9 protein-coding genes and 2 tRNA genes are annotated in these 12,435 nt (G+C 62.3%); 6 read left to right on the forward strand and 5 right to left on the reverse strand.

Annotated elements, in window-relative coordinates; translation table 11 throughout:
- Entirely contained in the window at window positions 1-564 is a 564-nt protein-coding gene (locus PAA8504_RS00390) for a lipid-binding SYLF domain-containing protein (RefSeq protein WP_108892200.1), read from the reverse strand.
- 163 nt (window positions 565-727) lie between these two features.
- Window positions 728-1,726 carry a porphobilinogen synthase gene (gene hemB, locus PAA8504_RS00395; protein WP_108892201.1) on the reverse strand — a complete coding sequence of 333 codons (999 nt, stop codon included), beginning with the start codon at window positions 1,724-1,726 and terminating at the stop codon, window positions 728-730.
- Window positions 1,727-1,829: 103 nt separating this feature from the next.
- On the opposite strand from hemB, the gene PAA8504_RS00400 reads away from it, so the two are divergent.
- Window positions 1,830-2,357 (forward strand): component of SufBCD complex, encoded by a 528-nt coding sequence (locus PAA8504_RS00400; protein ID WP_108892202.1) that lies wholly within the window; start codon window positions 1,830-1,832, stop codon window positions 2,355-2,357.
- 185 nt (window positions 2,358-2,542) lie between these two features.
- A tRNA-Leu gene (locus tag PAA8504_RS00405) sits at window positions 2,543-2,626 on the forward strand.
- Window positions 2,627-2,733: 107 nt separating this feature from the next.
- Here PAA8504_RS00405 and PAA8504_RS00410 read toward each other — a convergent pair.
- The 3 genes from PAA8504_RS00410 to PAA8504_RS00420 all read right to left on the reverse strand — a co-directional run bounded on the left by PAA8504_RS00410 (window position 2,734) and on the right by PAA8504_RS00420 (window position 5,568).
- Window positions 2,734-3,018, reverse strand: a complete 285-nt coding sequence (locus PAA8504_RS00410) for an SH3 domain-containing protein (protein ID WP_108892203.1) — start codon at window positions 3,016-3,018, stop codon at window positions 2,734-2,736.
- Between the two features lie 101 nt (window positions 3,019-3,119).
- Complete coding sequence (locus PAA8504_RS00415; protein ID WP_181375651.1) at window positions 3,120-3,524, reverse strand: BLUF domain-containing protein; 405 nt, start codon at window positions 3,522-3,524, stop codon at window positions 3,120-3,122.
- Window positions 3,525-3,654: 130 nt separating this feature from the next.
- The gene (locus PAA8504_RS00420) at window positions 3,655-5,568 is read right to left on the reverse strand and encodes a response regulator (protein WP_181375652.1); all 1,914 of its coding nucleotides are present in this window, start codon (window positions 5,566-5,568) and stop codon (window positions 3,655-3,657) included.
- A 410-nt stretch (window positions 5,569-5,978) separates the two neighbouring features.
- Here PAA8504_RS00420 and PAA8504_RS00425 point away from each other — a divergent pair.
- The 4 genes from PAA8504_RS00425 to PAA8504_RS00440 all read left to right on the forward strand — a co-directional run bounded on the left by PAA8504_RS00425 (window position 5,979) and on the right by PAA8504_RS00440 (window position 12,395).
- A tRNA-Leu gene (locus PAA8504_RS00425) sits at window positions 5,979-6,063 on the forward strand.
- 629 nt (window positions 6,064-6,692) lie between these two features.
- Window positions 6,693-10,136, forward strand: a complete 3,444-nt coding sequence (locus tag PAA8504_RS22670; protein ID WP_181375653.1) for a Hint domain-containing protein — start codon at window positions 6,693-6,695, stop codon at window positions 10,134-10,136.
- Window positions 10,137-10,332: 196 nt separating this feature from the next.
- Window positions 10,333-11,421 carry a Hint domain-containing protein gene (locus PAA8504_RS00435; RefSeq protein ID WP_108892207.1) on the forward strand — a complete coding sequence of 363 codons (1,089 nt, stop codon included), beginning with the start codon at window positions 10,333-10,335 and terminating at the stop codon, window positions 11,419-11,421.
- Window positions 11,422-11,843: 422 nt separating this feature from the next.
- A complete protein-coding gene (locus PAA8504_RS00440; RefSeq protein ID WP_108892208.1) occupies window positions 11,844-12,395 on the forward strand; it encodes a Hint domain-containing protein in 552 nt (183 codons plus the stop codon).
- Window positions 12,396-12,435 lie beyond the last annotated feature (40 nt).

Below are 12,435 nucleotides of genomic sequence, written 5' to 3' on the forward strand. Positions count from 1 at the left end.
TCAAGGGATGATGCGCGTGTACTTCGTGCCGTCCACGGATGCGCCCGCCATCAGCCCCGCCTGACCGAAGATCAGACCAATGACCGGCGCGGTCGAGGTCAGCGTTGTCGCCGTAAGATTGCCACCCCGGTCCCGCAACGCGTATTCGATGTCGCCCCCGGCTTCCCATCCCGGCGAGGTCCGGAAATTATAGAGCGCGTCGTTCGTCATGAAGAAAAGGGCATGAGCGTATTGCTGCGCGCCGATCTGGAACCCGAGGCTTGCCTGAGCGGCGGAATAATAATCGACAGTAGTGTCGTTTACCAACAGCGCGCCCCGTCCGTAGGCGCCACCGGCACCCAGCGCGGCTTTCGTCATCAGCGGCATAACCAGGACGCCCGCAGATTTCCGGCGTAACTGTTCCGTGCCCGGGAAAGCGGAATACAGGTAGTTCATGGTGGACTGTACACGGGCGTCGATTGTCTGCGACCCGCTCGAGCCGACGCCATTGGCGCATCCGGCCAGCAAGGTGCCGCCTGTTGCAAGCGCGCCAAGCATCGCTGCGCGCCGCGTGATCGTTTTCATGGGGAGGTGTCCCTTCTACTGCCGATTGCCATTCGGATGGCGGCCTTGTCCCGACCGCTCAGGTGCCAGCATAGGCGCGGGACGCATCGCTGTCATCCTTTGCACACGGATTGGTCGTGTTCCCGCCGACGTCGTGCGCGTTCGCGCAACAGATCCGTGCCCTCTAGCCGTTAAGAAGGCGCGCAGCTTCGGGGGCAAAATAGGTCAGGATCCCGTCGCACCCGGCGCGTTTGAACGCGGTCAGACTTTCCATCATCACGGTCTCGCGGTCCAGCCAGCCGTTCTGGAACGCCGCGTTCAGCATCGCATACTCGCCGGACACCTGGTAGGCATAGGTCGGCACGGCGAACATGTCTTTCGCTCTCCGGCATATATCCAGGTACGGCATTCCCGGCTTCACCATGACCATATCCGCACCCTCGGAAAGATCTCGCGCGATCAGGCGCATCGCCTCATCCGCGTTGGCCGGGTCCATCTGGTAGGTCTTCTTGTCGCCTTTCAGCGCGCCCGAGGCCCCCACCGCGTCGCGGAACGGCCCGTAAAAGCCGCTGGCGTACTTGGCGGCGTAGGACATGATCGTCACATCCTTGTGGCCTTCGGCTTCCAGTGCCATGCGCATGGCCCCGATACGACCATCCATCATGTCGGACGGGCCAAGGATGTCGGCCCCCGCATCGGCTTGCGCCAGCGCCATCTTTACCAAGGCTTCGACGCTTTCGTCGTTCACGATGACGCCGTCGCGAACGATCCCGTCATGGCCGTTCGAATTGTACGGATCCAGTGCGACATCCGTCATCACGGCGATGTCCGGCACGGCCTCCTTGATCGCACGCGTGGCGCGGTTCGACAGGTTTTCACGGCTCCAGGCCTCTTCGCAGGTTTCGGTCTTCAGCGACGGGTCGATGTAGGGAAACAGACAGATTGCCGGAATGCCCAACGCCGCTGCTTCCCTGGCAGACTCGACGACTATGTCGAGAGACAGTCGATCCACGCCGGGCATCGACGCGATGGGCTCTCGCGTGTCCTGTCCCTCGCGGATGAAGAGGGGCCATATCAAATCCGATGGCGTCAGGGTGGCCTCGCGGACCAGTGCGCGCAGCTGCGGTGTGCGACGCAGACGGCGCAGGCGGGTGGCTGGGAAGGGGGCGGGATGGGGCGCCATGGGGTGGTCCCTCTGCAACGGAACGTGATCGATGGCCTTGGTCGCATGGAATTCCCGACGTCTCAAGTGTAAGCGCGGGGTCACGGCCCTTCGGAGATAAGCGGTGAACTGGTATCAATCGGTATTCGAACTCATCGACATGCGGTCGTTCTCGAACCTGTGGTACTGGATCGTCCTCGCGACGATCTGGTCGACGGCCAGCCACTACGTTCTGGGCGTGCCATACGACATGGTCGGGCGCGCAGCGCGGCATGGGGGCCAGGCCGAGTCCGATCTGGAAGATGTCGTGCGTATCCGCGTCGATCGTCTTCTCTATATCGCCCGGGTTTCAGGTTTGGTCATTGTCACCCTCGTGGCCGCGGCGTTGACGATGCTTCTGCTGCTGGGGTTCGTGTATGGCGTCGAGTTCGCGCAGGCACTGGCGTTGATCGCGGTCCCGATGACAGGCGTGAGTTTTTTGAGCGTCAGGACCGCCGAACACATCGCCGCGGCAGAGCTGTCGGGCGAGGATCTGCGGCGTCGCCTGACCCGGCACCGGCTTGCAGTTCAGGTGATCGGCATGGTGTCGATCTTCTTCACCGCGATGTGGGGCATGTACCAGAACGTGACGATCGGCGTCCCGGGGTTCTGATCTTGCGCTGAAAAGGCGAACCGTCATCCGGCTCCAACTCGAAATGCCCGTCACTGGTCGAACTCCTACCAGAGGTTTTCCAGCGTTCGGCGGCCCGGTGTCATTCTTGCATCTTGGCCCTTCCGCCCGCCCGGATTTGTCGCTACACCGACCCCGCGATGGTTGCCCGACCCCGCGACATGCGGGCCCGCGTGGCGGAATGGTAGACGCAGGGGATTCAAAATCCCCCGCCGAAAGGCTTGCCGGTTCGAGTCCGGCCGCGGGTACCATCGCAAAATCACGGCTTCAGGACGAATGAACCAGCACGGGGCGCCCCCGGGACCTCCTCCCGGCAGAATCCCATCCCGCAGCCAAGGATGGCCCCGGGAACGGCGGTCTACAGATCGCCCAGATAGTCCTCTGAGACATAGCCGACGATCCCGGGGGATTCGGCGAGCGATACGCGGCACCAAAGCTGTCCAACCTCGGTAATGCAGTCCCGCCGGACAAGCCGCGTTCCGTCCGGAAGACCCAGGATGACATTATAGCCAAGACCCGGCCCCGCCCGAAGCTTCAAAAGCTCTTCCGACCCCGTACCTTGCACCACGGCACCGGTTCCGAGGCCGCTACAGGCCGCGATGCCCAGAATGGCGGAGAGTGGGATGAGCGATGCGAGGCGCATGTGAAAACCTTGTCTTGTTGAGTATGTCTTACCCGGTACGGGAAACCCGCCCGGGCACAACAGAAATCCACGGATCGCGATTGAGGCACGTCCGGGGTAAATCACGAATAGTCCGGCATCACGATATTCGCCAAGAACGCGTGAATGTCTGCGGCGTCGGCCTCCAGCAGGGAACTCGGCCGCTTGCGCTGGGAAACCCATGCCTCCCAAGAAGCATCCTGGTCCGTGGAATAGGACATGCTCCACCCATCGAAGTGCCGTTGAGGCAACGTGCCATACCAACGGATCGTCATGTCCCTGTGCCGGTCGTCCCGTGCGATCTTCGAAAGCAGCGCATCGACCTGGTCTGCAGGACCTTCGACATGCTGAACGAACAGGCAACCCTGGCGGTGAAGAGTTCCGGTAATCCCACGGGCACGATTGTCCCTCCGGCTCTGCAGGTAAACCCGAGAGTCCAGCTCGCGGGGCTGATTGGCCTCGCTGGTATAAAGGAATCCAGTGAACACGTGTTTCGCTCGGTGCCGTCGACGTAACCTGATAAGCCATTCTACAGGCAAGGGTCAAACCTTCCGCGACGGCCGGACGACGGCGGCAAGGCGTGCGGACAGCCCGGCCGGCTGAACGGCCGGGCCGTCGCTATTGCACGGCCTCTGCCGGCTGCGTGTCCTTGGGCGAACCGTGACTGAACAGCGCCTGGAGGGCCGCATACGAAATCGGCTTCGTTATGTGATCATCCATGCCGTGCTCGAGGCATGCCTTGCGCACCTCGGGCGAGGCATGCGCCGTCAGACCTATAATGCACGACTTTGGCAGACCAGTCTCACGCTCAAAAGCTCGGATGGCCCCGGTCGCCTGATAACCGTCCATCACCGGCATGCTGACGTCCATCAACACGAGGGCAGGGCGATCGCGGCGAAACAGATCGACGGCTACCCGCCCGTCAAGGGCCGTGAGTATGCGGTATCCCATGAGCTCGAGCATCCGACTAGCCACAGCGATATTCGTCCGATTGTCGTCGACAACAAGTACTGTGGCTCGGTCCCGGCGCGGCAGAGGCGTTCGGTGTGGTCCATCTGGGACCGGGATCGGATGACGAGGTGTACTTTCGCGGTCCACGACTGCCGCGCGTAAAGGTGTCTTCAGAAGTCGCGCGGTCGCGTTGGCGAGATCGTCGGCCGCTACCGGTTTGGACATTCTGACGACCTTCGGATCGTCCGAAGGTCCCGCGACGGGATCGCCGATCAGGCGGCACAGCAGAACGATAGGTGTCAACGCAAGGGCCGGGTCCGAACGGATCGCCCGGATCGCCTCCACCGCTTTGAGGTCCGGGAGGTGCTGGTCGAGGAGCACGAGATCGAAGCGTTGTCCGGTCCCGGCGGCGGCCAGATGGGCAAACGCCTGCGATCCCGTGGGAACCGACACGGTTTCGGCACCCCAGGATTCGAACAGTTCGGCATGGGTGCGCCGGTCGGACGGGTGTGGAATGACGACGAGGACGCGTCGGCCGTCCAACGACGGTAGGGGAATGCCGGGCGGGCGATCGGCGGTTTCTTCGGCGGGCGGAAGAGGCAGGCGGAACGTGAAGACGGAACCGCGACCGACAGCGGACCGGACCTCTATCTGTCCGCCCATGATTTCGACAAGGCCCTTGGTGATCGCAAGACCCAGGCCGGTTCCCTGTTGCCGACGGGTGGGCGTGCCGTCGACCTGCGCGAACCTTTCGAAAATCGTGGACAGGTGGGCGGCCGGAATACCGCACCCGGTATCGCTGATCTCGACCCTGATCCAAGAAGCGTCCCCTGGGTCCGGCATCGCATCAATCGAAACGTGTCCGGTTTCGGTAAATTTGATGGCGTTGCCGAGGAGGTTGATTATCACCTGAACCAGTCTTGCCCGGTCGCCCCTGACCACGTTTGGCAGGGATGGATCGACCCTGACCATCAGCTCCAGCCCCTTCTGCGCGCTCAGGACCGAAAGCAGCCGGGCGGGTTCCTCGACCATGGAACGCAGGGCAAACGGAGCGACGTGGGTCTCCAGAACCCCGTTCTCGATCCGGGCGTAGTCGAGGATGTCGTTGATGACGGTCAGAAGCGACTGGCCGGAGGACTGGATCGTGTCGACGAAAAACCCCTGGTCTGGATCGAGGTCGGTCTTCGACAGTAGATCGGACATGCCGATCACCCCGTTCAGGGGAGTCCGAAGTTCGTGGCTGACAGCGGCCAGAAACTCGGACTTTGCGATATCCGCGCTTTGCGCGCTTTCCAAGGCGGCCTGCAGACGGGTATTCTTGTCCCGCAGCGCAAGCTGAATTCGACCGATGATGTGAAAGACCGCGCCCAAGACAAGCGGCGCAAGGGCGACGATCCCGTGAATGGGATTCGTGAGAATGCGGGTGCCCAGGGATCCGTGACCGGGCCGAAGGACAAGGTAATCGGCGCCAAGCCCGATGGCCGGGAACAACAGCCCGAAAGCGACCCCGAACAGCGTATAGAACAGGATCACATTGTGACGTGAAATGTCCGGAAGACTATAGGCCGACACGAATGCCATGCCTGCCTTGCCCGAGGTCGAACCGAAATTTCCTTCCGCATCGCCCGATCGACATTCCAGATGCTCCCCGCAACCCTCTCGCGCCGGGCGCGTGCCGCATGCGCTCGGACGGTCCTTTGGACAGGACCCTAGCGCGCCCGGGTAAACACGGTCTGAACAGGCGAAGGTCGTAGAGCTTTCGATTGGCGACGATCGCTTTTGCCGCAGGTCGTGAACCAAGTACGCCATCCCCATCGGTGCCGACCCCGGCCGCCGGGGCAAACGGCACCTCGTTCTTGGATATCGTTTCCCGTGTGGTGCGATCCCCGGAAAATTTGCGTAGCGTCTCGGTTGTCATGGTCGCGCCGGTTAAGCATAAGCTCTCGCTACAAAGCGTGCGCCGTTCCATCGGTGGCACGCAAGATGGCCGGGCGGGCGTGATGGAATGGTAGACATAGGGGACTTAAAATCCCTAGGGCATGGCCCGTGCGGGTTCGAGTCCCGCCGCCCGCACCACCTCTCTTTCTGCGGATCGCGGTCAAATGGCCGCGTAGGCAGGACCGACCGGCCGATCGAATCGTTCGATTATTCGTGAGATTGGAAATAGTCGGGCGCGATGTACCTCATTGGTTCCCGTCCGCCTCTTTTTGCGGCGCGGTTCGCGAGCAAGCTTGCGCCTCACACGTCAGGTTTTGTCCCCATATTGGAAACGACGGCCAAGCAATCATCGCGGGCCACATGCCAGCCCACAACAGATTTTATCAAAGAATGCTGGCGTTTCTCGCCACGCGTTCCATCCCGAAGTGGGATCGGTTCGGAAACGATCCTGCGGGAATCACGGTCAACCGCGCCCGTGGCAGGCCAAATAAGGCAAGCTCTTGATAATTTTCAGCTAACGCTTTCGCGAAGGTTTGAGTAAAACATAAGGTGTCGGGGAACCGACATGGCCGTTGGGGGACGGCCTGCCTGACTGTCCGAAGAGGCCGGGAAGGCAAAGGTGTCTGCTCGCGGGGGCGAAGTCCTCGATCTTGAGCACATCGTGATGCAGTGGCCGGTTCGCCGGCTCATGGGACGGCTTCGGCCGACCGATCGGAGTGCCCGGGTTTGCATGGCGCATGTCATGCCCCCGAGAATTGGAGATTGAGATGACCTATTGGCCCAAGTCCACAACCAAGAAAGATGGAATCGTCGACGGAACCGAGGGCGCGGACTCGATCGTCGCAGGGTATGAGGATTCGGACGGCGACCGGATCGACGGCAACGACGCGATCTTCGGGAATGTCGGGTCGGACGACGATATCGTCGACGCACGGGGCGGCGATGACGTGATCGAATCCGAGGATGGCAATGACACGGTCTATGCGGGCGCCGGCGACGATACGGTCGATGGCGGCAGCGGCAACGACGTGATCTACGGTGACAGCGACCTGCCCGGCGGCGGTGACGATCTGATCTTCCGGTGGAGCGAGCTGCCCGATACGCACATCAGCTATTCTGGCGACAAGATCGACGATGGCGACGACTTGGACGGCAAGACACTGACCCAGCAGGTCGGTGACGTGAAGGTCACGGTGAAGACCCCCGGAAAGAGCGACCTGGAAACGGAGTTCAGCGACGAGAGCATCTATGTCGGCACGCTCGACGACGATGTCAGCTCGAAATCCAGCCTGTTGTCCGAAGCCCATGACGACGACGTGGGCAAATACGAGATCGGGTTCGACACCCCGGTCGAGGATGTCACCTTCACCATTTCGGATATCGACGCGAATGTCGGTTACGTGCAAGTGCTGGCCTATGACGAAAACGGCAATCCCGTTCAGGTCGACATCTCCGTGCTCGACCCGTCGAAAAGCGGCGATCTGCAGGTCGGTCCCGACGGAAAGATCACCGAGCTGAACCAGGAGACGAACGACGCCGCTGATTCGACCCAGGCCGCGACGATCTCGATCCCCGGGCCGGTCACCCGCATCGAGATCGTGCACGCCGCTGACGGAAGTGGGCAGTCGGACATCAACATCTCCGACATCCACATCGGCAGCGTGCCGGGAGGGGATACCGCTGCGGGCGACGACGACCTCTCGGGCGGTGTTGGCGACGACACGATCTTCGGCGAGGGGGGCGACGATACGATCACGGGCGGTTCGGGCGACGACAAGCTCGAAGGCGGCGACGGAAACGACTCGATTTCAGGCGACGGCGGCTCTGGGCCACAGAAGGTCACGCTGGATTTCAACGATCTGCACAAGGGTCAGATCGTCGACGACGAGTATGTCTCGGACGGCGTGACGATCTCGAGCCCGACGAACAAGGTGATGGCCTTCGACACGGCCAACCCGACGGGCGGCGATCATGATCTGGCGACCGGCAATCTGGGCAAGGTCCTGATCCTCAGCGAGGATGGCAATTCCCACGATCCCGATGACGACGCCGATGGCGGCAAGTTCGTTTTCGAATTCGACGACCCGTCCGAAGTGCATTCGCTGACTGTCCTCGATATCGATCACCGCGAGGACGGCGGTAAGATCAAACTCTATGATGCGCACAACAACCTGATCGACACGATCTCGATCCCGACGACCGGGAACAACGGTCAGGCGACCATCGACATCAACACCGATGGCGTTGCCCGGATGGAGGTTATCCTCGAAGGGTCGGGCGCCATCGACAACCTGTCCTACACGGTTCCGTCAGGATCCGACGGCAACGACACGATCTATGGCGGCGACGGGCAGGACACCGTCGATGGCGGCGGCGGCGACGATCTGATCGACACGCGCGGCGGCGACGCGGCCTTCGACACCGATGTGCCTTTCGTGTCGCCCGATCCGGCTGGCGCCGAGGATCCCGATGTCCTGGGCGACATGGATCCGGACCCCGACAACGATCGCGACAGCGTCAATGGCGGGGCGGGCAATGATACGATCCGCACGGGCGACGATGCCGATACGATCTATGGCGGCGAAGGCGACGACCTGATCGAGGCCGGCATCGACGACGACTATGTCGAAGGCGGCGAAGGCAACGACAAGATCCTCGACGTCCAGGGCGCCGACACGATCTATGGTGGCGACGGCGACGACACCATTGTGGCCGGCGTGGATACGCTGACCGACGATGTCGACCCCAATACCGATGACGGCCGCGACTACGTGGATGGTGGGGACGGCAACGACCACATCATCACGGGCGACGATGACGACACCGTCTTCGGCGGCGCCGGAAACGACTACATCGATGCCGGCATCGACGACGATCATGTCGAAGGTGGCGAGGGCAACGACACCATCCTCGGCGGACAGGGCGACGACACCGTCTTGGGCGGCGAAGGCGACGACGACATCAAGGGTGGCGACGGCGACGACTCGATCCGGGGCCAGGGTGGCGAAGACACCATCGACGGTGGCGCCGGAAACGACTTCATCTCCGGCGGGGATGACGACGACTATCTCCGCGGTGGCGACGGCGATGACGAGATCGTCGGCAACGGCGGCAACGACACGCTGGAAGGCGGGGACGGCAACGACTTCGTCCGCGGCAGCATCCTGGACGATACGATCCGGGGCGATGGTGGCGACGATACGCTGGTCGGTGGCCTGGGGCACGACCTCCTTGAAGGCGGTGCTGGCAACGACTCGATCAACGCGGCCGGCGGCGACGATACCGTCTATGGCGGCACCGGCGACGACACCATCAACGGGGGCGACGCCCCGGGCAGCGACTCCCTGTTCGGCGAGGACGACCGCGACACCTTCATCCTGGTGGGCGAGGGAGACTCGGTCTTCGGTGGCTCTGGCGGCGACGACTACGACACGCTCGACCTGACCGGATCGCTGCAACCGGGTGGCTCGTACAAGATCATCAACAAGACCGATGACGATGATCCGGGTGATACCGTCGACGGCGACAGCCCGAATGACGGGACCGACGGCACGGTGGTCTTCTTCGACGCCGGTGGGAACGAAACGGGGCGTCTCGAGTACGAGAATATCGAGAACATCATTCCCTGCTTCACCCCCGGCACCCTGATCGCCACCCCCAAGGGCGAAATGCGGGTCGAAGATCTGCGCGAGGGCGACCGTGTCATCACCCGCGACAATGGCATCCAAGAGATCCGCTGGACGGGCGAGAAGCGTCTGACCCGCAACGAGCTGCTGCGCCAGCCCGAGCTGAAGCCGGTCCTGATCCGCAAGGGTGCGCTGGGCCACGGCCTGCCGGAGCGTGATATGCTGGTCAGCCCGAACCACAGGATGCTTTCGGCGTCTGATCAGGCGGCGCTCTACTTCGAAGAGCGGGAAGTCCTTGTCGCTGCCAAACATCTGACGCATTCGACAGGTATTGAGCAGGTCGAGGCACTGGGTGTCAGCTACATCCACTTCATGTTCGATCGCCACGAGGTGGTTCTGTCGGACGGGACCTGGTCGGAAAGCTTCCAGCCGGGGGACTATACGCTGAAGGGCATCGGCGACGCACAGCGGCAGGAAATCGTAAGCCTCTTCCCCGAGCTCGACTTGCCCCAGGGGATCGAGGGGTATCGTTCGGCCCGGCGTAGCCTCAAGAAGCACGAAGCCCGACTTCTGCTTCAGGATTGACGACGGCCATCCGGCGCGCGCCGCCGGGTGACGGAACAGAAGAACACTCGGGGGCTGGATCTGTCTGATCCAGTCCCCGATTTGCGGATCGGCGATCGGGCCTCGATCCCGGACCGCTGCAGGGGGGCGACCGGCATCCACGGATCCGGGAACATCAGAAGACGATCTTCCGTCCTATAGCGGAAAGGAAAAAAAGATGGCCACGAAGAACGGAACGCCCGGCGATGACAGCATCGAAGGGACCGATCAGAACGACAGCCTGTCCGGCGGAGCGGGGAACGATACCATTTCCGGTTTCGGCGGTCGGGATACCATTTCGGGCGGCGACGGCGACGATGTGCTGGATGCCGGCACCGGGATGAACGACCCCGACGACGTATACGGCGGCACTGGCGACGATACGCTCACCGGCTATGGCGAGAATGACAAGCTGTATGGCGAGGACGGGAACGATGTCTTCGTTCCTCTGCCGGGCACGGTCAATGGCGGCGATCTGCTGATCAAGGGCGGCTCCAGCGAGTCCGGAGATGTCATCGACTTCCGCGAGGTGATCGCGCGCGGGTTCGAGGTCAACATACGGACCCAGAACCCCTCGGGCGACGACAACGGTACCGACAGTTTCTCGGGTCAGATCACGGTGTCGAACCCCGATACCGGTGAATCCTTCAATATCAATTACGAGAACATCGAACGCTTCATTCCCTGTTTCACGCCCGGCACGCTGATTGCCACGGCGAAAGGGGAAGTCCCGGTCGAGGATTTACGCGAGGGCGACCGCGTCATCACCCGCGATAACGGCATCCAGGAAATCCGGTGGGTGGGGCGCAAGGATCTGACCCGGTCCGAGGTTTCGGCCCAGCCCGAATTGACGCCGGTTCTGATCCGCAAAGGCGCGCTGGGCAATGGCGTGCCCGAACGCGACATGATCGTCAGCCCGAACCACAGGATGCTCTCCGCCTCGGACGAGACGGTCCTCTATTTTGAGGAACGCGAGGTTCTGGTCGCGGCCAAGCATCTGACGCACTTGGCAGGGATCGACCAGGTTGCCCCGCAGGCCGTCAGTTACGTACATTTCATGTTCGACAGACACGAGGTCGTGGTTTCGGACGGAACTTGGTCGGAAAGCTTCCAGCCTGGCGATTACAGCTTGAAGAGCATCGGCCAAGCTCAGCGGGCGGAGATCCTGACCCTGTTTCCCGATCTTGCAACGCTCGCCGGCGCGAAGGAATACCGCGCCGCACGTCGCAGCCTGAAAAAGCACGAGGCCGCGCTTCTTCACGGGTGAGCCCACGATAAGAACAAAGGCGAAAGGGGCGGTCTCGAAACCGCTCCTTTTTTCGTTTCCGGCGGCCACAGGCTCCTGATCACCGCAAAGATTCGCGACCGCGGGAGCCATTCGGGGAAACGATTCTGCTCCACCAGATGGCATTGGACTGGTTTCCGCTCGAGATTCACCACGATTTCGCCATGGGGATCGTTGCCGGGGCGACCACAATAACGCCCTGAATTCCGGTCCATTTCCACATACATCCCGATTGTCCCGGGACCGTGATCGGTGCTGCAATTCGGCCTGAATCGTTTCCCAGGACTTATGAAAACTTTCCCCGATTTGGTCACAATTCCTTCCAGTAACGCCCCGGGACCGGGTACTCTTGTGGCAAGCAGAACGGCGTGCCGTTCCTCTCAATCAGTGCGACAGGACATCCAATGGCCTCTCTTTTCGACCGCCTCGCCCGCCCTATTCAGACCTCGCCTCAGAATACGTGGTTCACCGGATTGGCGATGGGGGCCCGTGTCGCGACGGGTCGGGGCGAATGCCCGGTCGAGGCGCTGCGTATCGGCGAATCTGTTCTGACCCGCGATTCCGGCCTCCAGCGGATCATCGCGATCAACCACGAACTGTGCGAGACCCGGACAACCCGCGCCGTGCTGATCCGCAAGGGGGCGCTGGGTCATGATCTGCCCGAGCGTGACATGACCGTCTCGGCCACGCACAGGGTTCTCGTGGTGTCGGGCCAGATGCGCTTGTTCTTCGATGTCGACGAAGCTTTCGTGGCCGCGGGCGATCTGGTCGGTCGGCACGGCGTCGAATGGACCGACGCCCCGGCCGCTGGGTGGCTCTCCATCTCGCTCGCCTCGCACGAGATCATCCTGACGGAAGGGACGTGGTCCGAAACCGAGCCGCTGCGCCTCGCCGGCGGTCAGCCCGTCACCGGCCGGCGCGTCCTCAAGCGGTTCGAGGCGCAACTCCTTTCTTGACTTGACTTGTCCGCCGGGGACGGTGCCATAGCTGTTCCAA

Source organism: Palleronia abyssalis (assembly GCF_900302445.1).
Taxonomy (GTDB): Bacteria; Pseudomonadota; Alphaproteobacteria; order Rhodobacterales; family Rhodobacteraceae; genus Palleronia; species Palleronia abyssalis.